We start from the raw sequence: 26,391 nt of genomic DNA, 5'->3' as shown, positions 1-26,391 counted from the left end.
TGGCGGCCGGCCGGCATCACACTGCCGCTCATGAATCAAAACCTGCAAGCAAGCGCCGAACTGCATGGCGTCATAGGCCTGATCGGCGGCATGAGCTGGGAGTCCAGCGCCGAGTACTACCGCCTGATCAACCAGGGTGTCCGGGAGCGTCTGGGCGCGTTGCGCTCGGCCAGGCTGCTGATGTACAGCGTGGACTTCGGCCCTGTCGAGCAGGCCCAGCATGAAGGCCGCTGGCATGATGCGGCAGCGCTGCTGGCCGATGCCGCCCGGCGTCTGCAAGCCGGCGGCGCCGACTGTGTGCTGCTTTGCACCAACACCATGCACAAGGTGGCGGATCAGGTGGCGGCAGCCGTGTCGATCCCGTTTTTGCACATAGCTGACCCGGTCGGTGCGGCTGCGCGCGCAGCCGGTGTGCAGGTACTGGGGCTGCTGGGTACGCGCTTCACCATGGAGCAGCCGTTCATGCGCGAGAGGCTGGAGCAGCAGTTCGGCCTGAAGGTGCTGGTGCCCGACGAGGTCGAGCGCACGCAGGTGCATCGCATCATCTATGAGGAGCTTTGCGCGGGGCAGATCAGCGATGTGTCGCGCAAGCTCTATCAGCGTGCCATCGAGTCATTGGCGGCCCGCGGGGCGCAGGCCGTGGTGCTGGGATGCACGGAAATCGGCTTGCTCATCAAGCCCGCAGACAGCGTACTGCCGGTGATGGACACCACGGCCTTGCACGCCGCAGCGGCCGTGGATTTTGCGCTACAGGCTTGAACCGCCGGATATCAGCGCGCCGAGCCCGGCTGGAGGATTTCCGGAATGGCGCAATGCGTGCTGGCCTCGTTCATGGCGATGTCATGCTCGTGCTTGGCTACTTCCACCGACATGGCCTGCGGCAGCGGCACGGCGTTTTTCACGGCCAGAATCTCGGCCATCACGCTCACCGCGATCTCTGCCGGAGTCTTGCTGCCGATATAGAGACCGATGGGGCCGCGCAGCCTGGCCAGCGAGGCTTCGGTCTCGCCAAAGTGTTCCATCATGCGCTCGCGCCTGGAGTGGTTGTTGCGGCGCGAGCCGATGGCGCCCACATAGAAGGCCGGGCTGTGCAGGGCTTCGAGCAGGGCCAGATCGTCGAGCTTGGGGTCGTGGGTGAGGGCGACGATGCAGCTGCGCGCATCGGGCTTGAAGGCTGTGACGGCATCGTCCGGCATGTCGGTGACGGTGTTGACCTGGGCCACCGACCAACTGCCCATGTATTCCTCGCGCGGGTCGCAGACCGTGACCGTGAAGCCGTTGAACAAGGCCATGGTGGCCAGGTATTCGGCCAGGGCCCCCGCACCGATCAGCAGCATGCGGTAGCCGGGGCCCAGGTGGTTGACGAGTTGCTGGCCGTCAAACTCCAGCGCGTCGGGGTGCTCGGCCGTCTGCAGGCTGACTTCGCCGCTGCTGCAGTCGACACTGCGTTTCACCAGTGAGCCGGCTTCCAGCTCGGCCACCAGTTGCTGCAGGCTGGCCGCATCGGGGTTGAATTCCAGCAGCAACTCCAGCGTGCCGCCGCAGGGCAGACCGAAGCGGTGGGCCTCGTCGGCACTCACGCCGTAACGCACCAGCTGCGGCGGGCCGTCCGGAATGCCCAGGTTCTGGTTCAGGGCCTTGGTGTGGCGGGCGATCAAGTCGTCTTCGATGCAGCCGCCGGATACCGAGCCAATGGCACGTCCGTCCTCGCGCAAGGCCATCATGGAGCCCACGGGGCGTGGGGACGAGCCCCAGGTGCGCACCACGGTGGCCAGCAAGGCATGCTGGCCGGCCGAGCGCCAGTCACGCAGTGCCTTGAGTACCAAGACGTCGATATTGTCCATTGCTTGCTTTCTCTGTTTCTCTCGCTCGCTGCAATTTTGAAGCATCAGGCGGGCACCGGGTAGCGGCGCTACCCGTAAATGATCACGCGCAAAAAGGCCTTCCGAGGCCTGAAGGACAGGGAAGGCCGGCTTGTGCAGAGCTGTGCAGCGCTTTGGCAGCGCCTGCTGTCAATGCGCCTGGGTCTGCTTGCGCAGCTGGCCTACCTTGGCAGGCAGGTCCTTCCACTCGTCCACGCCGTACTGGGCACGCATGGTGTTGAGCAGGGTGGCGATCTGTGCATCGCTGAGCGCATGGCGGAAGGCCGGCATGGTGCCGAGGTCGGCATGGGCCGGATGTTGCACGCCTTCGAGCACGGCCATGATGGCGTTGTCGGGCGATGCGGAGTGCAGGCTGGTGCTCAGGGCCAGCTGGGGACGCACGCCGAAGCTGCTGCCAGAAGGGTCTGCCTTGTGGCAGGCCATGCAGGCGCCCTGGTACAGGCGATAGCCTTCGGCATCGAGTGCCAGTTTGGGCTTGGCGGTCTTCTCTTCGATGAGTGCCTTGGCATCGCCGGGGGCGGCGTCGGCCTTGCGGTAGCTCATCAGATAGGTGGCAATGGCGTCGAGGTCGACATCGCTTTGCTGCGACAGGCCGTGGGCCACGGGAGCCATGGGGCCTGCTGCCACGCTGTGACGGGCCGAGAAGCCGGTCTTCATATAGTCGACCAGATCCTGCTTGGTCCAGGGCAGGGGCGAGGCAGTCTTGTCCGTCAGAGCGGGGGCATCCCAGCCTTCGGCGCTGCCGCCGCTCAGGTGGAACTCACCCGTTTTCTCGGCGGCCAGGCCGTTGCGCGGTGTGTGGCAGGCGCTGCAGTGACCCAGGCCTTCGACCAGGTAGGCACCGCGATTCCACTCGGGAGCCTGCTTTTCATCGTCCTTGACGACGCCGGGCTTGAGGTAGAGCCAGTTCCAGGCCGCAATGCCGCGGCGCACGTTGTAGGGGAAGTTCAGCGCGGTCTTGGGCGCCTCGTTCTCCACGGCAGGCTCGCTCATCAGAAAGGCGTACAAGGCCTTCATGTCCTCATCCGTCACGCGGCTGAAGGCCGTGTAGGGGAAGGCAGGGTAGAGGTACTGGCCTTCGCGGTCCACGCCGTGGCGCATGGCACGCTCGAAGGCTTCATAGCTCCAGCGGCCGATGCCGGTCTGCAGATCGGGCGTGATGTTGCTGGTGTAGATGGTGCCGAAGGGGCTGGGCATGGCCAGACCGCCCGCGTTGGTCTTGCCGTTGGGAGCAGTGTGGCAGACGGCGCAGTCGCCCATGGCGGCCAGCAGCTTGCCCTTGGCAATCTGCTGAGGCGTGAAGTCGGCAGCGGGAATGGCTGACTGGGGCGCAATCTCGCCTTGGTGGGTGAGCGCCAGGCCGGCGGCAGCCAGCACGACCACTACGGCCGCACCGCCCGCCAGAATCTTTTGGAACGTTCGCATATCTATGTTCTTTATCGGTGGAGTCACTTGGACGAGACGGCGCCGCTCTTGGCTGCCTTGAGCGCGGCCAGCACGCGGCTGGGCGTGAACGGCACTTCCAGCAGGCGCACGCCGGTGGCGTCGAAGATGGCGTTGGCCACGGCGGCGGCGCTGGGCACGGAAGCCGATTCGCCGGCGCCCATGGGCGCCTCGTTGGGGCGCTCGACCAGCAGCGAGTCGATCTCGGGCAGCTCGTCAAAGCGCAGGATGGGGTAGCCGCCCCATTCCACGGAGGTGACGCCGCTCTTGTCGAAGGTGACGAATTCCTTAAGCACGCGGCTGGTGGACTGCACCACGTTGCCGTGCACCTGATGGCGCACGCCTGCGGGGTTGACCATGGCGCCGGTGTCCTGGGCGACAAAGACCTTGTCGACCTTGACTTCGCCGGTTTCGCGGTCCACGGTCACGTCGACCACCCAGGTCGCCCAGGCCGCACCATAGCCGGGGAACTTGCTGTGGAAGTAGCGGGCATAGGCAAAGCCGCGACCCTTGACCAGGCGCTGATCTTCAGCAGCCGCATTGCGGCGCGCCGGGCCTTCCTGCCAGTTGCACTGCTTCTTGGCTTCGGCAATCAGCGCCACGGCACGCGGGTCCTTGAGATAGCGCAGGCGGTACTCGATAGGGTCGGCCTTGGCCAGGTAGGCGCATTCGTCGATCCAGGACTCATGGGCGAACACATTGGGCAGGGCCGAGACGCCGCGCATCCACGAGGCGCGCACGATGGGCACGGCGTCCTGGGAGATCACGCGCATCTTGGGGTATTCGTACTGCGGAATGGCAGTGCGGTCGCCCATTTGCTGAGCCTCGATCTTGGCGGACACCTTGCCCGTCAGAATCAATGCCAGCGCCGAGGCGTTGTTCGAGGGGTAGCAGGTGCGCAGCTCGTAGGCGGCCACATTGTTTTGCTCATCCAGGCCGCCGCGCACGCGAATCAGCTGGCCCGTGCCCTTGGGTTCCCAGCCGGCTTCCTGCTCACGCATCAGCTGCACGCGCACGGGCTTGCCCACGGCGGCAGACATCAGCACCGCATCCGAGCAGACGTCGTCGGCGCAGTTGCGGCCGTAGCAGCCAGAGGCTTCGAGGCGGGTGACGTTGATGTTGTCGGCATTCACGTCCATGAGCTTGGCAATGTCCTTGCACACGTCGTGAGGGTTTTGCGAGCCGGTCCAGACCTGGATCTGGCCGTTACCCACTTCGGCAATCGCGCAGGACGGGCCGATGGAGCCATGAGCGTGATAGGGCCAGACATAGTCGCGGGTCAGCGCAGTCTTGACCTGCTCGATGGCCTGCAGCGCGCCTTCGTCTTCCTGCAGCACGCGGTCGGTCTTGGCGTGGTCCACCAGGGTCTGATGCAGGCCGCTCAGCGACATATCGGGCAGGCCGCTCCATTCCTTCCAGGTGACCTTGAGCTGGCGCATGGCAGCGATGGCCTGCTCTTCACGCTCGGCCACCACGCCCACGAAGTCGCCCTTGACCACGACCTTGACGATGCCGGGCAGATGGGCGATGGATTTCTCGTCCACCGACACCAGGCTGGAGCCCAGCGGCGCCGTGGCATCGGCGCCGGTGTAGGGAGGACGGATCACGCGGCCGTGCAGCATGCCGGGCACGCGCAGGTCGTGGATATAGGTCAGCGCGCCCAGCACCTTGTTGGGGATGTCCACGCGCTGCACCGATTTGCCGATGTACTCGAAGCCGGACTTGCGCAGCTCGATCTTGTCGTCGACCTCGATCTGCAGATCCTGGCCCTGGACCAGCTCGCCATAGCCGTAGCGCTTGCCGCCGGCGATGACAAAGCCTTTCTGGGTGGTGATGCGCTCGGCGGGAACACCGGATTTTTCGCTGGCCAGCTTGATCAGCAGCTGGCGCACCTGCGCTGCGGCATGGCGCATGGGCAAGGACGATACCTGGATGGTGTTGCTGGCAATGGTGGGGCCTAAGTCCGGGGTGCGGGCGGTATGGCCCAGCACCATGGTCACGGCGGCAAAGTCCACATACAGCTCGTCGGCCACCAACTGGCCCAGAGCCGTGCGCACGCCCGTGCCCAGGTCCACGTGGCCGTTGTAGGCCGTGACGGAGCCGTCGGCGCCAATCGCGATGAAGCTGTCCACCAGCTTGGCCGAGGGAATGGGGAAAGCGCCCTTGGCAGCCGCTTCGGGGGCGGTCTGGGCCATCAGCATATGGCCGCCTGCCACGGAGCCGACCATCAGCATGCCGCCGGCCTTGAGTAGCTGGCGACGGGTCAGTTGAGCGTGATTGTCTTTGGTGAAGAATTTCATGATCAGGCAGCCTTTGCGGTTGTGGATGCGCCGGCGGCGGGGAGGGCCGGGCTGTGGCCCTTGGCAATCAGCTCACGGGCGCGCGCGGCGGCCTGCATGATTTCCACATGGGTGCCGCAGCGGCACAGATGGCCGGACAGGGCATGCCTGATTTCTTCGTCGCTGGCCTTGGGCTGCTGGTTGAACAGGGCGACCAGCGCCATGATCATTCCGTTGGTGCAATAGCCGCACTGCGCAGCCTGTGCATCGACAAAGGCTTGCTGCACCACATGCAGGGTGTAGGTGCGTGCGGTGGCTGGCGCCTTTGTCTCGGCGGCGCTGACATCCAGCACGGCTCGGTCCTGCAGGGCCTGCGCGCTGGCGGCCTTGCTGGCGTCGGGCGACAGGCCTTCCAGCGTGGTGACTTTCTTGCCGTCGACGGCCTTCAGGGGGACGGAGCAGGAGCGAGCCACCTTGCCGTCGATCAGCACGGCGCAGGCACCGCATTCGCCCAGGCCGCAGCCGAACTTGGGGCCGTTGAGCTGCATATCATTGCGCAGCACATACAAAAGAGGTGTGTCGGCAGCGGCGCTTTGCGCGTCCACTTCCTGGCCGTTCAGAGTGAATTTCATGACGTAGGTTTCAAGTGTCAGTCTTATATATGTGTAGTCAATTATATGACTAGACAAAAATAAAGTGCATTGGCTTGATCTAAAGCAGATTCGATTGCTCTGGTGTGCGCCAGCGATGGGGTAAGCCGACCGGTGCCGAGCGGCGGTTTCAGAGTTCCGTTGTGCGGCCCCAGGGCCGTGGTTCCGCATGCGGCCCCGAGCGCACCGGAAACCGTCCGGGCCGCAGCCGTGGCGAGAGCCGGACAGCCAGGCTGTTTGGCAGGGGATGACCCTGCGCTCCTGATATGGGGATTGAAGCGCGGGAGAAATGCGGCTTCAATGCACAGACGCCGAAAGCCTCCAATGCATCGGCGCATCGACGCACTGGCGCATCGACGCACCGGCGCACCGGCGCATCGACGAGAGGGTTTTGCGGTCTGCGGGTTTGCAGACATTCATCAGTCCCTGTTCAGGAGAGCCAAGATGGTCAGCAAAAACACGATTTGTCTCTGGTACGAAGGCGAGGCCCTGGAAGCCGCCAGGTTCTACGCCCAGACCTTTCCCGACAGCGCCGTGGGAGCGGTCCACCACGCACCGGGCGACTACCCCTCCGGCAAGCAAGGCGATGTTCTGACGGTCGAATTCACGGTCATGGGCATTCCCTGCCTGGGCCTGAACGGCGGCCCTGTCTTCAAACACAACGAGGCGTTTTCGTTTCAGGTCGCGACGGACGATCAGGAGGAAACGGATCGCCTGTGGAACGCCATCGTCGGCAACGGCGGCCAGGAAAGCCAGTGCGGCTGGTGCAAGGACCGCTGGGGGCTGTCATGGCAGATCACGCCGCGTGTGCTGACCACGGCCATTGCCGACCCGGATCGTGCGGCGGCCAGGCGGGCTTTTGAAGCCATGATGGAGATGAGGAAGATCGATATCGCCGCCATCGAGGCCGCCTGGCGCGGTTAGGCAGCCGGCTGCGATAGGAGCAGCGACAGGCCGGCAGGCTGCATTCATCGTCGCGGCACAGCTGCGACGGTCCGGTTCGGCGCAAGGGTGCATCGGAGCGCCCGCGTGCTCTGGCGCACTTTGCCAAGCTTTGAGCGTCCTAGGGCAAACGCTTTGCAGACAGCTCTCCTACAGTGAAATTGCTTTCAATTTCGACGATTCGGTGCCTGCTGGCCGGTGTTGCCCATGCCTTTTGAATGCCTGGCGGCATTGCACAGGGCGGGCAAGCCGCGGCCATGGCTGTCCGTCGAAGCCCGCATTCACTTGGAGACATGTCATGAACTTTCTCGACGGCCACCTGTTCCCCGAAAACCAGCAACCTCTGATCATCACGGCGGCGCCCTATGCTCCGGGCTGGCTGCCTTCGGACTTCCCCGAAGACATTCCCGTCACCATGGAGGCGCAGATCCAGAAAGCCGTGGACTGCTACAACGCGGGCGCCACGGTGCTGCACCTGCATGTGCGCGAGCTTGACGGCAAGGGCAGCAAGCGCCTGTCCAAGTTCAACGAGCTGATCTCCGGCGTGCGCAAGGCCGTTCCCGAGATGATCATCCAGGTCGGCGGCTCCATCAGCTTTGCTCCCGAAGACGAAGGCCAGGCGGCCAAATGGCTCTCCGACGACACCCGCCACATGCTGGCCGATCTGGACCCGGTGCCCGATCAGGTGACCGTGACGGTGAACACCTCGCAGATGAACGTGACCGATCAGGCCGAAGACGCGGACTTTGCCGGTACCTCGCGCGCCAATCCCACGCTGTTCAATGCCTACAAGGAAATGACCGTGCCCGCCCAGCCGGGCTGGGTGGAGGAGCATGTGCGCCGCCTGACCAAGGCCGGCATCCAGAGCGCTTTCCAGTGCTACAACCTGAACAGCTTCGAGTCGGTGGAGCGCCTGATGCGCCGCGGCTTCTACATGGGCCCGCTGGTCATGAACTGGGTGGCGATCGCTGGCGGCATGGACACGCCCAGCCTGTACAGCCTGGCCAACTTTGTGCGCGCCGTGCCCGATGGCGCCGTGCTGACCGTGGAAAGCAATGTGCGCAACGTGCTGCCCGTGAACATGTGGGGCATTGCCGCCGGTCTGCATGTGCGCTGCGGCACCGAAGACTGCCTGTGGAACCAGACGCGTACCGAGAAGGCCAGCACTGTCTCGCAAATCGAGCAGCTGGTGCGCATCTCGCGCGAATTCGGTCGTCCTGTCGCCACCGCCAAGGAGGCGCGCGAGATCAGCAAGATCGGCGTGTTCTACGACAGCGTGGAGGAGAGTCTGGCCGCCAACGGCTTTGCGCCCAACCGGCCCGGCGCCAACCAGGGTTTCCTCAGGAAGACCTCCTGATCTTCCGGGACAGGCTTGCAGGCAGGCCGATCACGGCTTCGCCTGCAAGCGGTCTCTGCTGAACCGACATGCGCAAAAACGGCCTCCGCGATGGAGGCCTTTTTCATGCCCGGATGATTTCGGGCAGGCCCGGAAAAATGGCTCTGGAAAGGCTGGTGCCGGGCCTGAGACAGGCCTGGTGAAGGCGTCTGGGCCGGGGGGGCTGCGGATGGATGGTCTTGAGCAGGCCTCTGGCCAGCTCGCAGCTGTCAAGGCGCGGGAGGTCCGTGATGCGCACGCCGCGCGCCCCACACCGCACGCTGCAGTGCTCGCCACCGGCTCGCCGAGCAGAGATGCTGCAGGCGCGGTTGACGAGGATCACCATTGTCATATTCAGGCTCGTCAGGCTCGCGCGTGCCATGGCTCACAGCAATGGCAGGCTGTATCTCTGTATCTTGCAGTGCTGTCGCCCTCCCGGGCCTGCGCTCTGTCATCGGCCTCAGGGCGCGATTGGCGCAAGGCGGGGCCTGGTCAGGCGCACATTCATGCAGGAGGTGATGATAGAAAAAATAATAGCTGCCTGCGCTTTATTTGAAAGCGTTTCAGGCAGCTATGAATTTATCTTCGATGACAGTAAAGCGATGCCAGCTATTGTTTTTGCGCAGTGCTGGTGCGATGCATCGTGTTCCGGCGGCCGGCATGCGGCGCAGGTGGCTGGCAATAGCTGGTCAGAAAAAGGGGCAGAAAAGCGGCTCGGATAGCTCGCTCAAAAAGGCTTGTCGCCGATGATGGCAGCGCGCTCCATCTTGCGCGCGGCGGGCCAGTAATCCTGCACGGCGTAATGCTGGGTGCAGCGGTTGTCCCACATGGCGACGCTGCCGGGCTTCCAGCGAAAGCGCACCTGGTACTCGGGGATGGCCGCCTGACTGATCAGATAGTTCAGCAGCATGCTGGCACCGGGCGTCTTGTCCTGGCCATAGCGCACGTTCTCGGGCGTGTGGTAGTTGGCAAAGTGGGTGGTGAAGCTGCAGACGTAGAGAATTTTCTCGCCGGTTTCGGGGTGGGTGCGCACCACGGGATGTTCGACCGGAGGATGCTGGCGACCCAGCTCCAGACGCTTTTCTTCGGGCATGACGGCGCCGAAGCCGTGCTCGATGCTGGACTTGGCCTTGAGGCCGTCAATCTTTTTCTTGATGTCCTCGGGCAGATTGCGGTAGGCCTCGGCCATATTGACCCAGATGGTGTCGCCACCGACGGCAGGGCCTTCGATGCAGCGCAGCACGCAGCCCATGGTCGGGTTCTCGCGCCACTGACCGTCGGTGTGATAGGTGTTCTCGTAGTTTTCGCGCTTTTCGCTGCGGTAGATCTGCACCAGACCGGGGTGGTCGGGGTCGCTGCCGGCCACGGGGTGATCCTCCAGATCGCCGAAGTGGCGGGCAAAGCCCACGTGCTCGGCACGCGTGATGTCCTGGTCGCGGAAGAACAGCACTTTGTGCTGCAGCAGCAGGGCGCGAATTTCCTCGGCCAGGCCCTTGTCGCGGGACGCATCGCCGAGGTGGATGTCGGAAACCTCAGCGCCGATGCTGCAGGTCAGTTGTTCGACTTTCATGGTCTTCTCCTAAGTACCCGGCAAGGCCTTGATGCAGGACGCCGCCGTCTGATGGAAAAATTCTCGGCGCAGCAACGGCCGCGGGGCTTGACCGATCGCGTCAGCTTGTTGCCCTCTTGGGTGGGTGCAAGGAAAACCCTAGGGCCGGGCCTGGGGTGTCTTGAAGTGGACGCATCTGCGCGCCGAACCGTCATATCTGTCGTGATCTACTGGTATCCATTGATTGACTGCTTGTTGTGATATTGATAAACATCAATACCCGAAATGCAGGTTGACCTTAAAGCCTGCTTCCATCCATGAAATCCGGGCCTGTTGCGCAGTACCCGGGTCAACCGTTTTCCTGGTCACGATGAAGCCCCGTATCCGAAGTGTGAGCCTGTGCAAATACGCCAAGGTGGCGAATGAGCTCGGCATCGATCCGCTGCGCATGTTCCGCCAGGTGGGGCTGGACCACAGCTGCCTGAATTCTCCCGATCTCATGGTTCCCGAAGCTGCGTTTGCGCAGTTGCTTGAGGTTTCGTCCGCCCAGGCAGGGCATGCCTCGCTGGGCCTGCTCATGGGCTCGCATTGGCGTCTGTCCGACTTCGGGCCGATCAGCCTGCTGCTGCAGCACCAGGCCAGTCTCTCCAGCATGCTCAAGACCTTCAAGGACTATGACCACATGATCAGCACCACCGTGGGCACGGAGGTGGTGACCCAGGGGCGCTATTCCATCATCCAGCTGAACCTGGATACCGAGCGCGAGAACCCGGGGCGCCACCCGGTCGAGCTGGGCATCACGGCGCTGATGAGTCTGTGCCGATATCAGCTGGGCAGGGGCTGGAGCCCGGCCAGCATCCACTTCTCGCACAGCTCGCCAGGCAGCACCATGAGCCATCGCCGTGTGCTGGGCAGCGAGATCGTGTTCGGCTCTGACTTCGATGGCATCGTGGTGAGCAACGAGGATCTGGAGGCCATCGATGCCGATCACGACAGCCTCATGGAGAGCCACGCCCGCAGCCTGATGGAGAGCCATGCGCCGCGGCCCACGACCAGATCGCTGGAGCAGCAGGTGCGCAGCACCTTGCAGTCGCTGCTGCCACATGGGCGCCACAGCATTGCCCATGTGGCCGGCGCGCTTGGCTATACGGCCCGTTCGCTGCAGCGGCACCTCGAAACCCAGAACACCAGCTTTCAGGAAACGCTGGACGCCGTGCGCAGCCAGGCCGCGCTGCGTGCGCTGCAGAATCCGCAGCTGTCGGTGAGTGAAGCGGCCGCTCAGGCAGGCTTTGCCGAGAACAGCTCGTTCACGCGCTGGTTCAGCAAGCATTTTCAGCAAAGCCCCAGCAGCTGGCGACAGCAGAATCTGAGCCGCAGCCTGTCCTGAGGCCTCTGTCCGAATGAAAACGCCAGCCTGCTCGCTGGCGTTTTGCGTTGCGGCTCAGGGCTGGGGCATCGCGGCCAGCCGGGTTGCCTCGGGCTGGGCCTTGGCCAGCAGAAAATCGATGCAGGTGCGCACGGCCTTGGTCTGATGCCGGTTGGGCAGGTAGAGCAGATACATATGGGTGCCGAAAATGCTGAGCCGGTACTCGTCCAGCGTACTCAGCACCTCGCCCGTGGCCAGCTTGTCCTGCACCACATAGTCGGGCACCAGGCCCACCCCCAGGCCGGCCAGGATGCCGTCGCGCAGAAAAGGGAAATGCTCGGAGATCATGGTGGGCTCCAGCATCACTTCGTGGCGCTCGGTGCCCAGATAGGCGGCCAGGCGCAATTGCCGCCCCGTGACTCCGGCGGTGATCAGCGGGCTGGCGCGCAGGGCATGCAGGGTTTTGGGCAGGCCGTGGGTCTGCGCATATTCGCGTGAGGCGCAGGCCAGGTAGCGCACCGTGCCCAGGCTGCGCGCCACCAGGGACAGGGGCGGCTCCTGGATCACGCGCACGATGATGTCCACATCGTCGCGCAGATTGTCGGCCCGGTTTTCGAACAGCACGTCGAGCACGATGCCCGGGTACAGGCGCTTGAACTCGATCAGCCATTCGCTCATCACGATCTGGCCGTAGCCGCTGGGCACGCTGATGCCCACGCGGCCCTGCAGGCTCTGGCCCAGCGCCGTGATGGCCTCGCGTGCGGCCAGCATTTCGTTGTGGATGTTGCGCCCGTGCTCGTACAGGCGCATGCCGATCTCCGTGGGCTCCACGCGGCGCGTGGTGCGCTTGACCAGTTGCACGCCCGCTGCCTTTTCCAGCTGGGTCAGGTGATAGCTCACATTGGCGCGCGTCATCTTGAGCTTGCGCGCAGCCTGGCTGAGGTTGCCGCTATCAATGATTTCGACCAGCAGGGTCAGCGATTGCGAGTCCATGGCGTGTTTGTCCAATTTCCTTTGACAGTCTGTCAATGATTCATGGGATTGTTAGAAAACATTGTCGTCGTAAAAATAAAGCCCATTCCATAAAGAGATTCAGGAGACTCGCATGACCGCCCAAGCCAGCACCTCTGTCGTCGAACTCAGGCAAGACGGTGACGTCCTGCTCGTCAGCGTCAACAATCCGCCCGTCAATGCGCTGGGCGCTGCCGTGCGCCAGGGTCTGATGGCGGCCATGGAACAGGCCGATGCCAGCGCCGCGGTCAAGGCCGTGGTCATCGTGGGTCAGGGCAAGGCTTTCATCGCCGGTGCCGATATTCGCGAATTCGGCAAGCCTCCGGTCCAGCCTTTCCTGCCCGATGTCTGCAACCGTATCGAGGCCTGCAGCAAGCCCGTGGTTGCCGTGATTCATGGCGCGGCACTGGGTGGCGGTCTGGAGATCGCCATGTCGGCGCATTACCGCCTGGCGCTACCTGGCGCAAAGCTGGGTCTGCCCGAAGTCTCCCTGGGCCTGGTGCCCGGCGCCGGCGGCACGCAGCGTGCGCCGCGCCTGATGGGCGTCAAGGCCGCGACCGAGCTGATGCTCAGCGGCCAGCAGATCGGCGCCAAAGCCGGACTAGCCGCCGGTCTGGTGGACAAGCTGGACGATGGCACGGACCCCGTGGCCGCGGGCCTGGCCTATGCGCGTGAACTGCTGGCGCAGGGCGCGCCGCTGCGTCCCGTCAGCGCCACGCCAGGACGCCTGGCCGACAAGGCTGCCGCCCAGGCGGAACTCGATGCGCTGCGTGCGGACACGGCCAAGAAGTCGCGCGGCCTGTTCTCGCCGCTGAAGATCATCGATTGCGTGCAGGCCGCGCTGGATCTGCCTTTTGCCGAAGGCCTGAAGTTCGAGCGTGCCCAGTTTCTGGCCTGCATCGACAGCCCGCAGCGCGCCGGCCTGATCCACGCCTTCTTTGCCGAGCGCGAGACAGCCAAGATTCCCGAAGCCCGTGCCGCCCAGCCGCGCGCCTTCAGCAAGATCGCCATCATTGGCGGCGGCACCATGGGCGCGGGCATCACCGTCTCGGCGCTGGATGCCGGCCTCGTCGTGACCATGATCGAGCGCGATGCCGAATCCATCGCACGCGGCCAGGCCAATGTGGAGAAGGTCTACAACGGCCTGATCGCCAAGGGCCGCATGAGCGAGGAGGCCAAGGCCGCCATCATGGCGCGCTATACGCCCTCGACTCGCTATGACGACATTGCCGATGTGGACCTGGTGATCGAGGCGGTCTTCGAAGACCTGGAGGTCAAGAAGGCGGTGTTCAAGGAGCTGGACCGTGTCTGCAAGAGCGGCGCCGTGCTGGCCACCAACACTTCGTATCTGGACATCGATGCGATTGCCGCCGTCACCAGCCGCCCGCAGGATGTGATCGGTCTGCACTTCTTCAGCCCGGCCAACATCATGAAGCTGCTGGAGATCGTCGTGCCCGCCAAGGTGGCGCCCGATGTGGTGACCACGGCCTTCGAGCTGGCCAAGAAGATGAAGAAGGTGCCGGTGCGCGCCGGCGTCTGCGACGGCTTTATCGGCAACCGCATTCTGGCCACTTACAAGCAGGCCGCCGACTACCTGATGGAAGACGGTGCCAGTCCCTACGAGATCGACGAAGCCGTGCGCGGCTTTGGCTTTGCCATGGGGCCCTTCCAGGTCACCGACCTGGCCGGTGGCGATATCGGCTGGGCCACGCGCAAGCGCCGTGCTGCCACGCGCGACCCCAAGGCCCGTTATGTGGAGATTGCCGACCGCATCTGTGAAAATGGCTGGTTCGGCCAGAAGACGGGACGCGGCTTCTACCTCTATCCGCAAGGTGCGCGCATCGGTCAGCCCGACCCCGAAGTGCTGGCGATTGTGGATGCCGAGCGCGCCAAGAAGGGCGTGACACCGCGCCCGTTCACGGCCGAGGAAATCATGCGCCGCTACATGGCCGCCATGGTCAACGAAGGCGCCAAGGTGGTGGGAGAGGGCATTGCGCTGCGTCCGCTGGATGTGGACGTGACCTTTATCTCCGGCTACGGCTTTCCGCGCCACCGCGGCGGCCCCATGAAGTGGGCCGATATGCAGGGCCTTCCCAAGGTGCTGGCCGATATCGAAGCCTTTGCCAAGGAAGACGCGCTGTTCTGGAAGCCTGCGCCGCTGCTGCAGAAGCTGGTGGCCGAGGGGCGCAACTTCGACAGTTTGAATCAGTAACACCCCCTGAGGCGCTCCGCGCCTTCCCCCTCTCTCGCTTCGCGGGAGGGGGACACTGCCCTCGCTGCGGGACGGCGGGGTCGCCTAGGCCCTTGCTCGGCAGTCCGGCTATGGGGCGTGTCAGTTTTTGAGCGATTAATCAAAAAAAGTAGCTGCTAGCGCATGATTTGCATTGGTTTCAGTATGAAAAGCATCTGAAGACAATGAATGACAAGCGCAGACAGCTATCAGAAATAGTTTTCAACATTCACAGAGACAAGCACCATGCGTGAAGCCGTTATCGTTTCCACCGCCCGCACACCGCTGACCAAGTCGCATCGTGGCGAGTTCAACATCACTCCTGCCGCCCAGCTGGCTGCTTTCTCCGTCAAGGCGGCGGTGGAGCGCTCGGGTGTCGATCCCGAAATGATCGAGGACCTGATTCTGGGCTGCGGCAACCCCGACGGTTTCCAGGGGCGCAATCTGGGTCGCCAGACCGTGTTGCGCGCCGGGCTGCCGCTGTCGATCGCCGGCACCACCATCACGCGTTTTTGCGCCTCGGGTCTGCAATCCATCGCCATCGCGGCGGGGCGCGTCGTGGCCGAAGGCGTGGACGTGATGCTGGCCGGCGGTATCGAAACCATCTCCGGCATCCGAGCCGGCAACAATCTGCCCACCGACATGGACCCCTGGCTCGTGGAGCACAAGCCCGAGCTCTACATGGCCATGATCGACACCGCCGACGTGGTGGCCAAGCGCTACGGCATCACGCGGGAAGACCAGGATGCGTTCTCGCTGCAAAGCCAGCAGCGCACGGCTGCGGCCCAGGCCGCCGATCTGTTCAAGGACGAGATTATTGCCTGCTCCACACGCATGATGGAGAAGAACAAGGAAACCGGCGAAGTCACCTACCGCGAAGTGGTGGCCACGCAGGACAACTGCAACCGCGCCAGCACCACGCTGGAGGGGCTGGCCAAGCTGGAGCCTGTGAAGGGCCCGGGCAACTTCATCACGGCCGGCAATGCCTCGCAGCTGTCCGACGGCTCCAGCGCCTGCGTGGTGATGGAAGCCAGGCTGGCAGAGCGTCTGGGTCTCAAGCCCCTGGGCGCTTTCCGCGGCTTTGCCGTGGCCGGCTGCGAGCCTGACGAGATGGGCATAGGCCCCGTGTTTGCCGTGCCCAAGCTGCTCAAGCGCCACGGCCTCACGGTGGATGACATCGACCTGTGGGAGCTGAACGAAGCCTTTGCCTCGCAGGCCCTGTATTGCCAGCGTCAGCTGGGCATTCCCAACGAGCGCCTCAATGTCAACGGCGGCGCGATTGCCATCGGCCACCCCTTCGGCATGACGGGTGCACGCCTGACCGGCCACATCCTGCTCGAAGGTCAGCGCCGCAAGGCCCGCAATCCCAAGGTCAAGTACGGCGTGGTGACCATGTGCATCGCCGGCGGCATGGGTGCTGCTGGCCTGTTCGAGATTTTCTAAACACCCCCTGAGCGGCTGGCGCCGCTTCCCCCTCTCTCTTCGGGAGGGGGACGACGCCTTTGCTGCGAGACGGCTCTTGCTCGGCGCCTCTGGTTCAGAGCGTGCCGGTGTCAGAGGCTGCAAAGGCGCGCTGCGCCATGGATTACCAGGAAATAGCAATGGATTTGCAATTCACCCCCCAGGAAGAGGCGTTTCGCGCCGAGGTGCAGAGTTTTCTCAAGGAAAAGCTGCCCAAGCATATTTCTGCCAAGGTCAAGGCCGGCCAGCGCCTGAGCAAGGCTGATCAGGATGAATGGCATGCCATTCTCAACGAGCGCGGCTGGTATGCGAATCACTGGCCCCAGGAGCACGGCGGCCCGGGCTGGGGGGCGGTCGAGAAGTTCATCTTCGACACCGAATGCGCCCTGGCCGGTGGCCCGCGCATCGTGCCCTTCGGCGTGAACATGCTGGGGCCGGTGCTGATCAAGTACGGCAACGAGCAGCAAAAGAAGTACTGGCTGCCGCGCATTCTGAGCGGGCAGGACTGGTGGTGTCAGGGCTATTCCGAGCCCGGCGCGGGCTCCGATCTGGCCTCGGTGAAGACCACGGCCGTGCGCGATGGGGACTTCTACATCGTCAACGGCCAGAAGACCTGGACCACCCAGGGCCAGCACGCCAATATGATCTTCTGCCTGGTGCGCACCAACCGCGAGGCCAAGGCCCAGGCCGGCATCAGCTTTTTGCTGGTGGACATGAACAGCCCCGGCGTGGAGCTGCGCCCCATCCGCACGCTGGACGGCGACAAGGAAGTCAACGAAGTCTTCTTCACCGATGTGAAGGTGCCTGTCGAGAATCTGGTGGGCGAGGAAAACCGGGGCTGGACCTATGCCAAGTATCTGCTGACCTACGAGCGCACCGGCATTGCTGGCGTGGGCTTTTGCATCTCGGCTCTGGCCAAGCTCAAGGTCATCGCCGCCAAGGTGCACAAGAACGGTCAGCCGCTGAGCCAGGACCCGCTGTTCGCGGCCCGCATGGCGCGCGTCGAGATCGACCTGGAGAACATGAAGACCACCAATCTGCGCGTGATTGCCGCCGTGGCCGGTGGCGGCGTGCCCGGTGCCGAAAGCTCCATGCTGAAGATTCGCGGCACCGAGATCCGCCAGGAGATCCTGTCGCTGATCCGCCGAGCCATGGGCGTGTATGCCGTGCCCTATATCGACGAGGCCCAGTACGAAGGCCATGACCAGGCGCCCGTAGGCGGCATCGACGAAGCCGCCACGGCCTCGGCCAACTACTTCAACTACCGCAAGCTGTCGATCTTCGGTGGCTCCAACGAAATCCAGAAGAACATCATCTCCAAGATGATTCTGGGCTTGTGAAATCCCCCCTGAGTCGCTGCGCGCCTTCCCCCCGGGGGGACGACGCCCTTGCTGCGGGGCGGCCCTTGCTGGGCGTCCCTGGCGAACCGGGCGGTGGCATGCGACACCGATTCGTTCGATTGGGTAGAAAGAATTTGTCATGAACTTCACACACACCGAAGACCGCCGCATGCTGGCGGACAGCCTGAACCGCTTTGTGGCCGAGCAGTACGGTATCGAACAGCGCAACCATTTGGCCTATGGTGCAGAAGGTCACAGCCCGGCGCTGTATGCGCAATTTGCCGAACTGGGCGCGATCGGCGCGCTGTTCCCCGAAGAGGAGGGCGGCTTTGGCGGATCGGGCTTTGACATCAGCGTGGTGTTCGAGTCGCTGGGCCGCGGCCTGGTGGCCGAGCCCTTGCTGGGGGCGCTGGTCGTGGGCCAGGCCCTGATTGCGGCCGGCAGCGATGCGCAGAAGCGTCAACTGGAGGACATCATCGCCGGCGGCGTGATCGCTGCCCTGGCGCACGACGAACCGGGCAGTCACTACGAGCTCAACAAGGTCACGGCCACGGCGGCCAGGACCGCCACGGGCTGGGTGCTCAACGGCGCCAAGAGCGTGGTGGCCTTTGGCGAAAAGGCCGGTCTGCTGCTGGTGTCGGCGCGCACTGCAGGCGGCATGTTCGATACTGCCGGCATCAGCCTGTTCCTGGTCGACGGCAACGCCGCCGGCATCGTCAAGCGTGGCTACAGCCGTATGGAAGGCGGCCGCGCCGCCGAGCTGACTTTCGAAAACGTGCAGCTGGCAGAGGATGCGCTGCTGGGTGCCGAGGGCCGGGGCCATGCCGTGCTAGAGCATGTGCAGGGCTTTGCCTTGCTGGCGCTGGCTGCCGAGGCCCTGGGCGCCATGGATGTGGCCAAGCAGAACACGCTGGAGTATCTGCAGACGCGCAAGCAGTTCGGCGTGGTCATCGGCAGCTTCCAGGCGCTGCAGCACCGCATGGCCGATCTGTTGCTGGAGGTGGAGCAGGTGCGCTCCACCGTCATCAATGCGGCCGATGCCATCGACAACGCCCAGGGCACGGAGCGCGAGAAGATGCTGTCAGCCGCCAAGTACACCGTGGGCTCCGTGGGGACCCTGGTGGCCGAGGAAAGCATACAGATGCATGGCGGCATCGGCATGACCTGGGAGCTGCCGCTGTCGCATTACGCCAAGCGACTGGTCATGATCGACCACCAGTTTGGTGACGAGGACCATCACCTGGCGCGTTTCATGGCCTTGACGCAGGCATGAACTCCAGCGCCTGAGGCGCTGCGGTTTCACTAGACATGGAGAACATCAATGAGTGACGCTTTGCTGACCCGCCGCGAAGGTGCCGTACTGGTGCTGAGCAACAACAACCCCGCTGCGCGCAATGCGTTGTCGCCCGCGTTCTACGTGGCCGTCACGACCGCGCTGGCGGATGCTGCGGCTGACGCCAGTGTGGGCGCGGTCGTGCTCACGGGCGAGGGCGGCCATTTCTGCGCGGGTGGCGATCTGCGCCAACTGGCCAGGCGCCGCGAACTGCCCGTGGAGCAGCGCCGAGAAAAGCTCGAAGGCCTGCACGATCTGATTCGTGCCGTGCGCGACTGCCCCAAACCCGTCATCGCCGCCGTCGAAGGCGCGGCAGCGGGCGCGGGCCTGTCGCTGGCCCTGGCCTGCGATATGCTGGTGGCCGCCCGCGACAGCCTGTTCTCCGTGGCCTATGTGAAAGTGGGTCTGACGCCCGACGGTGGCGCCACGGCCTTTCTGGCCGAGTTCGTCTCGCGGCAGGTCTTGACCGAGCTGTGCCTGACCGGCGAGCGCATCAGCGGCGAACGCATGTACGCTCTGGGCCCCGTCAACCGCCTGGCCGAGCCCGGCCAGGCTCTGGTCGATGCCGTCGCGCTGGCCGCCCAGATCGCTACCGGCCCGGACCAGGCCACGGCCTTGATCAAGGACCTGTGCCGGCAGGCGCCGCGCAATACGCTGGAGCAGCAGCTGGAGCTGGAAGCGCAGCACATGGTGCGCTCGCAGGGGAGCGAGGAGTCCCGTGAAGGCATTGCAGCCTTTCTCGAAAAGCGCAGCGCCGATTTCACCAAACTGCGTGCTTGAGCGCTCGACGAAACCAAGATTTTCCAAGGAGAAAAGGCAGATGGCCGACAGCAATACCGAACAGAACCAGGACATCGACTTCCCGCTGGAGGGGGTGCGAGTACTCGATCTGTCCCGCGTCTTCGCCGGGCCGCTGTGCGGCATGGTTCTGGCCGACTTCGGCGCCGAGGTGGTCAAGGTCGAGCACCCGGGCCGCGGCGACGATACGCGTGACTGGGGCATTCGCATCGGCAAGACCGAGACCACTTACTACAACAGCATGAACCGCAACAAGCGGTCCATCACGCTGGATCTGCAAACGCCCGAGGGCGTGAAGATCCTCCATGAACTGCTGCCTCAGTTCGACGTGCTCATCCACAACTTCAAGACCGGCGGCGCCGAGAAGCTGGGCCTGGGCTACGAGCAGCTCAAGGCCATCAAGCCGGACCTGATCTACTGCGCCGTGGCTGGCTACGACAGCAGCGGCCCCGAGGCCAAGCGCCCCGGTTACGATCTGGTGATTCAGGGCGAGGCGGGCCTGATGGCGCTCAACGGCGAGGCAGGCATGCCGCCGCTCAAATTCGGCGTGGCCGTGGTGGATCTGGTAACCGGCATGTATGCAGCCCAGGCCGTGCTGGCCGCCTTGTTCCGCCGCGAGCGCACGGGCAAGGGCCGGCTCATAGAGATGGCGCTGTACGACAGCGGCATCACGGTCACAGGCTACTACGGCCTGGATGCACTGCAACTGGGGCGCGATCCCGAGCGCTACGGCAATGCCCACCCCTCCATCGTGCCTTACGGCATGTACGAGGCCGCCGACGGTCCGCTGATCATTGCCGTGGGCAACAACAGTCAGTTCGACAAGTTCTGCCGTCAAGTCATCATGCGCCCTGACATCGTCGAGGACCAGCGCTTCTCCACCAACGTCAACCGGGCCAGGAACCGGCTGGAGCTGCTGCCCATGCTCAAGACGCTGATTGGCAGCTTCCCGCGCGACCAGTTGCTGGAGCGCCTGACGGCTGCAGGCATTCCCTGCGGCCGTGTGGCCGGCCTGCACGAGGCCCTGACCAGCGAGCGCACGCGCCGCAGCGGCCTGCTGCGCGACATGCCCCATCCCGTGGTCGGCACCACGCCCGTGTTCGCGCCGCCCTACCGCCTGGACGGACAGCGTCTGCCCATCCGCCATGCACCGCCCACGCTGGGTGAGGGCACGCGAGAAGTGCTGCAGCGCCTGCTGACGCTCGATGATGCGCAACTGCAGGACCTGCAAGCCAAGGGCGTTCTCACGCTGCCCCAGGAGCCTTCATGAAGCACCCCCTGAGCCGCTGTGCGGCTTCCCCTCTCTCGCTTCGCGGGAGGGGACGACACCCTCGCTGCGGGGGCGGCCCTTGCTCGGTGTCCCTGTTGGGCCGTGTCAGGCTCACAGGCCGCGGACATCTTCTAGAGCCATAAATAACTCAAAAGCAAGATTAAAGGCCGCGCAAGACGGCAGATAAAGACAGCGACTTCATAGGAGACAAACCATGAGCATCCAAGTCACACGCCGCGATCTTCTGCAAGGGCTGGCCGCCATCGGCGGCGGCAGCCTGCTGGCCACGGGCGCCGGCAGCGCCCTTGCGCAGGCAGGCAAGCCGGCCTGGCCCGCAAAGCCAATTCGCGTGGTCGTGCCCTTCAACGCGGGCGGCGCCACCGACATCATCGCGCGCACCATCGGCGAGGTCCTGGCCAAGCGCCTGGGCCAGCCCGTGGTCATCGACAACCGCGGCGGCGCGGCCGGCATCCTCGGCACCGAGGCCGTGGCCAAGGCCGCGCCCGACGGCCACACGCTGATGGTCTCGCTCAGCACCTCCATGCTGATCAACCAGTTCCTCTACACCAAGCTGCCCTACAACCCGCAAAAAGACATCGCGCTGATCAGCCAGATCGCCGCAGCGCCCGTAACGCTGGTCGTCCATCCTTCGGTGCCGGCCAACAATATGAAGGAGCTGCTGGCCTATGTGAAAGCACACAAGGGCAAGCTCTCGTACGGGTCCTGGGGCGTGGGTTCGTACGCCCATCTGGCCGGTGCCTATATGAGCAAGACCATGGATGCCGACATGAACCATGCGGCCTACAAGGGCGAGGCACCCATGATCCAGGAGCTGATCGGCGGCCAGCTGCAGCTATGCTTTTCCAGCGCCCTCAACACCAAGCCTTTCATCGATTCTGGCCGCCTCAAGGCCATCGGCGTGACCGGCAAGGAACGCATGGAAATCCTGCCCAAGCTGCCGACCATCTTCGAGCAGGGCGTGACCGACGACGCCTATTCGATCTACGGCTGGGTGGCCATGGGCGCGCCTGCCGGCACGTCCAAGGAAGTCGTGGACCAGCTCTATGGCCACCTGCGCGAGATCATCAAGGACCCCAAGGTGCTGGAGCGCATCACGGGCGCCGGCTTCATACCCATGATGAACAGTCCCCAGGCTTTCCGCGACAACTACCAGCGCGATATGCCGGTCTGGAAAGCACTGGTCGAGCAGGCTGGCGCCAAGCTTGATTGAACCCCCTGAGTCGCTTCGCCTGGGCGGCCTCGCGCCTTCCCCTTGAAGGGGGCATACGGGCGGCCGGCGACACCCTCGCTGCGGGGCGGCGCGGCCGGCGTAGGCTCTTGCTCGGTGTCCCGCGCTTGCGCCGCGACAGTTTCATAGGTTGCGGGTGGCGCGCAGCGCCATGGATCACTGAGTGACTGATTTTTACGGCCTGCGGCAGTGGGCCACTACCGACGACTGCTGAGACAGCTTTGACAGGAGACTTCATGCACAAGCGCAATCCCGCACTTAAGGCCTGCACCAGCCGGCGCAGCGTTCTGGCCCTGGCTGTCGCGCCGCTGCTGGCTGGCATGGCCGGCGGCGCCCTGGCCGAGGCCGACTGGCCAGCCAAGATGCTGCGCCTGGTCGTGCCTTTCCCGGCCGGTGGCCCTACTGATACGGCATCGCGCATCGTGGGCCAGAAGCTGGGCGAGCGCCTCAAGCAGACCGTGGTGGTGGAAAACCGCCCCGGCGCCTCGGGCTCCATCGCGGCCGTGCAGGTCGCCAAGAGTCCGGCCGACGGCTACACGCTGATGATGCTGGCCACGCCCACGCTGCTGGCCCCCCATCTGTACAAGAAGGCCGGCTACGACACCGTCAAGGATTTCGCGCCCGTGGCCACGGTCTATGACCTGCCCATCGTCATCGTGGTCAATCCCACGCTTTTGCCCGATGTCACCGATCTCAAGAGCCTGATCGCCCACGCCAAGGCCCGGAAATCAGCGCTCAACTACACCAGCTCGGGCGCCGGCAGCTTCGGCCACCTGAGCATGGAACTGCTCAAGCAGATGGCCGGCTTCGACATGCAGCATGTGCCCTACAAGGGCGGCGTGCCCGCCATCACCGACACCATCGGCGGCCAGGTGCCCATCATGTATGCAGACCTCGTGGCTGCGCTGCCTCATATTCAGGCCGGCAAGCTGCGAGCCATCGCCGTGGGCTCGCCCCAGCGCGTGAGCATGCTGCCCGACACCAGGACCATTGCCGAGCAGGGCATCAAGGGCTATGACGCCGTTTCCTGGGGTGGTCTGCTCGCGCCGAAGGACACGCCCAAGGCCGTGGTTGACCGCATCGCCTCCGAAGTCCAGCAGATACTGGCCGACAAGGACATCCAGAGCAAGCTGCTCCACGCGGGCGCCATCGCCACCTTCCAGAATCCCGCCCAGCTGGGCCAGCGCATCCAGCAGGACTACACGCGCTGGGGCCAGCTGATCCGCGACAAGGGCATTGCAGTGGAGTGACAACTACATGAAGACACGCATCACCGAACTCTTTGGCATAGAGCACCCCATCATCCAGGGTGGCATGCACCATGTGGGCCTGGCCGAGCTGGCCGCTGCCGTCTCCAATGCCGGAGGACTGGGCATCATCACGGGCCTGACACAGCGCACGCCCGAGTTGTTGGCGCGCGAGATCGCGCGCTGCCGCGAGATGACGGATAAGCCCTTTGGCGTCAACCTGACCTTTCTGCCTTCGGTCAACCCGCCTGACTATCCGGGCTATGTCAAGGCCATCATCGAAGGCGGCGTCAAGGTGGTCGAGACGGCCGGCAACAACCCGCAGAAATGGCTGCCCGCGCTCAAGGAAGCTGGCATCAAGGTGATCCACAAGTGCACCTCGGTGCGCCATGCGCTCAAGGCCGAGGCCATCGGCTGCGATGCCATCAGCGTGGACGGCTTCGAATGCGGCGGCCATCCGGGCGAGGACGACATCCCCAACTTCATCCTGCTGCCGCGCGCTGCCGAAGAACTGAAGATTCCCTTTGTCGCCTCGGGCGGCATGGCCGACGGCCGCTCCCTGGTGGCCGCGCTGGCGCTGGGCGCCGAAGGCATCAACATGGGCACGCGCTTCATCGCCACGAAAGAGGCACCCGTACACGACAAGGTCAAGCAGGCCATCGTCGCGGCCAGCGAGCTGGATACCCGCCTGGTCATGCGCCCGCTGCGCAACACCGAGCGCGTGCTGACCAACTCCGCCACCGAGCGCCTGCTGCAAAAAGAGCGCGAACTGGGCGCGGCCATTACCTTTGCCGACATTGCGCCCGAGGTGGCTGGCGTCTATCCGCGCATCATGCACGACGGCGACATGGACGCGGGCGTCTGGTCCTGCGGCATGGTGGCCGGCCTGATCCACGATGTGCCGACGGTTGCGCAACTGATCACCGGCATCATGGACCAGGCCCATGCACTGATCAACGAGCGGCTCGCGGGCCTGGCCCGCTAAGCCTTTCACTCTTCAAAACCAGGAAAGAGCTTTCTCATGAAAATCCTTGTACCCGTCAAACGTGTCGTGGACTACAACGTCAAGGTCCGCGTGAAGTCGGACGGCACGGGTGTGGACATCGCCAACGTCAAGATGAGCATGAACCCCTTTGACGAAATCGCCGTCGAAGAAGCCGTGCGCCTGAAGGAAAAAGGCGTGGTGACCGAAGTCATCGCCGTCTCCTGCGGCGTGGCCCAGTGCCAGGAAACCCTGCGCACGGCCATGGCCATCGGTGCCGATCGCGGCATCCTGGTCGAGACCGATGTCGAGCTGCAGCCCCTGGCCGTGGCCAAGCTGCTCAAGGCCCTGGTGGACAAGGAGCAACCCGGTCTGGTCATCTGCGGCAAGCAAGCCATCGACGACGACGCCAACCAGACCGGCCAGATGCTGGCGGCCCTGGCCGATCTGCCCCAGGCCACCTTCGCCTCCAAGGTCGAAGTCGCCGGCGACAAGGTCAACGTCACTCGCGAAGTGGACGGTGGCCTGGAAACCGTGGCCCTGTCCACGCCCGCCGTCATCACCACCGACCTGCGCCTGAACGAGCCCCGCTACGTCACCTTGCCCAACATCATGAAGGCCAAGAAAAAGCAGCTGGACACCTTCAAGCCCGAAGACCTGGGCGTGGACGTGACGCCCCGCCTCAAGACCGTGAAGGTCTCCGAGCCTGCCAAGCGCGGCGCTGGCGTCAAGGTGGCCGATGTGGCCGCCCTGGTCGACAAGCTGAAAAACGAAGCAAAGGTCATCTAAGGCCCCCTGAGCCGCTTCGCGTCATCCCCCGCAGGGGGACGACACCCTCGGTGCGGGGCGGCCCTTCCTCGGTGTCCCGCGCTTGAGCCGCGCCAGATTGGCCGGCTGCGGGTAATGCAGGCACCATGAAAAATTCTAGAGAAAGACGACTGAAATGACCTCTCTCGTTATTGCAGAACACGACAACGCTTCGATCAAGACTGCGACCCTGAACACCGTGACGGCTGCCAAGGCCTGCGGCGGTGATGTGCATGTGCTGGTGGTTGGCGAAGGTGCAGCCGCTGCAGCAGCCGCTGCCGCCCAGATCGCCGGTGTCTCCAAGGTCATCCATGCCGACGGCGCCAGCCTCAAGGACAGCCTGGCCGAGAACGTCGCCGCCCAGGTGCTGGCGATTGTGGGCAGTGGTGCCGGCAACTACAGCCACATCCTGTTCCCCTCGACCGCCTCGGGCAAGAACGTGGCGCCCCGCGTGGCCGCCAAGCTGGACGTGGCCCAGATCAGCGACATCACCAAGGTCGACTCCGCCGACACCTTCGAGCGCCCCATCTATGCGGGCAACGCCATTGCCACCGTGCAGTCCGCCGATGCCGTCAAGGTCATCACCGTGCGTACCACCGGCTTTGACGCAGCCGCTGCCACTGGCGGCTCGGCGGCCGTGGAAACGGCGGCTGCCGTGGCTGACAGCGGCAAGAGCGCCTTTGTGGGCCGCGAAGTGACCAAGAGCGACCGTCCCGAACTGACGGCAGCCAAGATCATCGTCTCCGGTGGCCGTGCTCTGGGCTCGGCCGAGAAGTTTACCGAAGTGATCACCCCCCTGGCCGACAAGCTGGGTGCGGCCATCGGTGCCAGCCGCGCGGCCGTTGATGCGGGCTACGCGCCCAACGACCTGCAAGTGGGCCAGACGGGCAAGATCGTGGCGCCCCAGCTGTACATCGCCTGTGGCATCTCGGGCGCGATCCAGCATCTGGCGGGCATGAAGGACTCCAAGGTGATCGTGGCGATCAACAAGGACCCCGAAGCACCGATCTTCTCGGTGGCCGATTACGGGCTGGAAGCCGATCTGTTCCAGGCAGTGCCGGAGCTGGTGAAGGCGATCTAAGCCTTGCCATGGCACCGCGCAACAAGGCGGTGCCAACGGCCCGGACAACGTTGTCCGGGCCATGGTCAGAGCGGCACACAAGGATGTGCCCCGGC

23 protein-coding genes are annotated in these 26,391 nt (G+C 64.4%); 16 read left to right on the top strand and 7 right to left on the bottom strand.

The window, feature by feature from the left end; translation table 11 throughout:
* Nucleotides 1-30: 30 nt before the first annotated feature.
* Nucleotides 31-759: an aspartate/glutamate racemase family protein gene (locus MPZ60_RS19695; protein WP_034358118.1), complete on the top strand. Its 729-nt coding sequence runs from the start codon at nt 31-33 to the stop codon at nt 757-759.
* Between the two features lie 11 nt (nt 760-770).
* Here the strand turns inward: MPZ60_RS19695 and MPZ60_RS19690 are convergent, their stop codons facing one another.
* The 4 genes from MPZ60_RS19690 to MPZ60_RS19675 all read right to left on the bottom strand — a co-directional run bounded on the left by MPZ60_RS19690 (nt 771) and on the right by MPZ60_RS19675 (nt 6,237).
* A complete protein-coding gene (locus MPZ60_RS19690) occupies nt 771-1,844 on the bottom strand; it encodes an XdhC family protein (protein ID WP_034358116.1) in 1,074 nt (357 codons plus the stop codon).
* Between the two features lie 168 nt (nt 1,845-2,012).
* Nucleotides 2,013-3,308: a cytochrome c gene (locus MPZ60_RS19685; RefSeq protein WP_034358114.1), complete on the bottom strand. Its 1,296-nt coding sequence runs from the start codon at nt 3,306-3,308 to the stop codon at nt 2,013-2,015.
* A gap of 23 nt (nt 3,309-3,331) precedes the next feature.
* Nucleotides 3,332-5,626, bottom strand: a complete 2,295-nt coding sequence (locus tag MPZ60_RS19680) for a xanthine dehydrogenase family protein molybdopterin-binding subunit (protein WP_034392139.1) — start codon at nt 5,624-5,626, stop codon at nt 3,332-3,334.
* Between the two features lie 2 nt (nt 5,627-5,628).
* Nucleotides 5,629-6,237 carry a (2Fe-2S)-binding protein gene (locus tag MPZ60_RS19675; RefSeq protein ID WP_012839568.1) on the bottom strand — a complete coding sequence of 203 codons (609 nt, stop codon included), beginning with the start codon at nt 6,235-6,237 and terminating at the stop codon, nt 5,629-5,631.
* A 462-nt stretch (nt 6,238-6,699) separates the two neighbouring features.
* Between MPZ60_RS19675 and MPZ60_RS19670 the strand changes: the two genes are divergently transcribed.
* The gene (locus MPZ60_RS19670) at nt 6,700-7,179 is read left to right on the top strand and encodes a VOC family protein (RefSeq protein WP_003062636.1); all 480 of its coding nucleotides are present in this window, start codon (nt 6,700-6,702) and stop codon (nt 7,177-7,179) included.
* A 316-nt stretch (nt 7,180-7,495) separates the two neighbouring features.
* The gene (locus MPZ60_RS19665; RefSeq protein ID WP_034356064.1) at nt 7,496-8,554 is read left to right on the top strand and encodes a 3-keto-5-aminohexanoate cleavage protein; all 1,059 of its coding nucleotides are present in this window, start codon (nt 7,496-7,498) and stop codon (nt 8,552-8,554) included.
* A 103-nt stretch (nt 8,555-8,657) separates the two neighbouring features.
* Here MPZ60_RS19665 and MPZ60_RS19660 read toward each other — a convergent pair whose 3' ends face one another.
* The gene (locus MPZ60_RS19660; protein WP_131324669.1) at nt 8,658-8,924 is read right to left on the bottom strand and encodes a hypothetical protein; all 267 of its coding nucleotides are present in this window, start codon (nt 8,922-8,924) and stop codon (nt 8,658-8,660) included.
* A 154-nt stretch (nt 8,925-9,078) separates the two neighbouring features.
* Between MPZ60_RS19660 and MPZ60_RS19655 the strand changes: the two genes are divergently transcribed.
* The gene (locus tag MPZ60_RS19655; RefSeq protein ID WP_131324667.1) at nt 9,079-9,294 is read left to right on the top strand and encodes a hypothetical protein; all 216 of its coding nucleotides are present in this window, start codon (nt 9,079-9,081) and stop codon (nt 9,292-9,294) included.
* A 5-nt stretch (nt 9,295-9,299) separates the two neighbouring features.
* Here MPZ60_RS19655 and MPZ60_RS19650 read toward each other — a convergent pair whose 3' ends face one another.
* Nucleotides 9,300-10,142 (bottom strand): TauD/TfdA family dioxygenase, encoded by an 843-nt coding sequence (locus tag MPZ60_RS19650; RefSeq protein ID WP_003062631.1) that lies wholly within the window; start codon nt 10,140-10,142, stop codon nt 9,300-9,302.
* 349 nt (nt 10,143-10,491) lie between these two features.
* Between MPZ60_RS19650 and MPZ60_RS19645 the strand changes: the two genes are divergently transcribed.
* The gene (locus MPZ60_RS19645; RefSeq protein ID WP_034356059.1) at nt 10,492-11,508 is read left to right on the top strand and encodes an AraC family transcriptional regulator; all 1,017 of its coding nucleotides are present in this window, start codon (nt 10,492-10,494) and stop codon (nt 11,506-11,508) included.
* A gap of 54 nt (nt 11,509-11,562) precedes the next feature.
* Here the strand turns inward: MPZ60_RS19645 and MPZ60_RS19640 are convergent, their stop codons facing one another.
* Nucleotides 11,563-12,480, bottom strand: coding sequence for a LysR family transcriptional regulator (locus tag MPZ60_RS19640; RefSeq protein ID WP_034356056.1), 918 nt, complete (start codon nt 12,478-12,480; stop codon nt 11,563-11,565).
* 112 nt (nt 12,481-12,592) lie between these two features.
* Between MPZ60_RS19640 and MPZ60_RS19635 the strand changes: the two genes are divergently transcribed.
* From MPZ60_RS19635 to MPZ60_RS19585, 11 genes are all read left to right on the top strand, one after another.
* Nucleotides 12,593-14,710, top strand: coding sequence for a 3-hydroxyacyl-CoA dehydrogenase NAD-binding domain-containing protein (locus tag MPZ60_RS19635; protein ID WP_034356053.1), 2,118 nt, complete (start codon nt 12,593-12,595; stop codon nt 14,708-14,710).
* A 264-nt stretch (nt 14,711-14,974) separates the two neighbouring features.
* A complete protein-coding gene (locus MPZ60_RS19630) occupies nt 14,975-16,171 on the top strand; it encodes an acetyl-CoA C-acyltransferase (RefSeq protein ID WP_034356051.1) in 1,197 nt (398 codons plus the stop codon).
* 158 nt (nt 16,172-16,329) lie between these two features.
* A complete protein-coding gene (locus MPZ60_RS19625; protein ID WP_034356048.1) occupies nt 16,330-17,529 on the top strand; it encodes an acyl-CoA dehydrogenase family protein in 1,200 nt (399 codons plus the stop codon).
* 139 nt (nt 17,530-17,668) lie between these two features.
* On the top strand, nt 17,669-18,802 hold the full coding sequence (locus MPZ60_RS19620) for an acyl-CoA dehydrogenase family protein (RefSeq protein ID WP_034356045.1): 1,134 nt from the start codon (nt 17,669-17,671) through the stop codon (nt 18,800-18,802).
* 48 nt (nt 18,803-18,850) lie between these two features.
* Entirely contained in the window at nt 18,851-19,642 is a 792-nt protein-coding gene (locus MPZ60_RS19615; protein ID WP_034356042.1) for an oxepin-CoA hydrolase, alternative type, read from the top strand.
* Between the two features lie 40 nt (nt 19,643-19,682).
* A complete protein-coding gene (locus tag MPZ60_RS19610) occupies nt 19,683-20,930 on the top strand; it encodes a CaiB/BaiF CoA-transferase family protein (RefSeq protein WP_034356038.1) in 1,248 nt (415 codons plus the stop codon).
* A 214-nt stretch (nt 20,931-21,144) separates the two neighbouring features.
* A complete protein-coding gene (locus MPZ60_RS19605; RefSeq protein ID WP_034356035.1) occupies nt 21,145-22,161 on the top strand; it encodes a tripartite tricarboxylate transporter substrate binding protein in 1,017 nt (338 codons plus the stop codon).
* A gap of 254 nt (nt 22,162-22,415) precedes the next feature.
* Entirely contained in the window at nt 22,416-23,429 is a 1,014-nt protein-coding gene (locus tag MPZ60_RS19600; protein WP_034356032.1) for a tripartite tricarboxylate transporter substrate binding protein, read from the top strand.
* A 7-nt stretch (nt 23,430-23,436) separates the two neighbouring features.
* Nucleotides 23,437-24,411, top strand: a complete 975-nt coding sequence (locus tag MPZ60_RS19595) for a nitronate monooxygenase family protein (protein ID WP_012839556.1) — start codon at nt 23,437-23,439, stop codon at nt 24,409-24,411.
* A gap of 36 nt (nt 24,412-24,447) precedes the next feature.
* Complete coding sequence (locus MPZ60_RS19590) at nt 24,448-25,197, top strand: electron transfer flavoprotein subunit beta/FixA family protein (protein ID WP_003052181.1); 750 nt, start codon at nt 24,448-24,450, stop codon at nt 25,195-25,197.
* A gap of 154 nt (nt 25,198-25,351) precedes the next feature.
* Nucleotides 25,352-26,296 (top strand): electron transfer flavoprotein subunit alpha/FixB family protein, encoded by a 945-nt coding sequence (locus MPZ60_RS19585; protein WP_242882023.1) that lies wholly within the window; start codon nt 25,352-25,354, stop codon nt 26,294-26,296.
* The last annotated feature ends 95 nt before the right edge of the window (nt 26,297-26,391 follow it).

This window comes from Comamonas sp. 7D-2, assembly GCF_022749555.1.
In the GTDB taxonomy this organism is placed as follows: Bacteria; Pseudomonadota; Gammaproteobacteria; order Burkholderiales; family Burkholderiaceae_C; genus Comamonas; species Comamonas thiooxydans.
The sequence above is the reverse complement of the archived record's forward strand: the minus strand, read 5'-3'. Positions and strand labels throughout refer to the sequence as shown.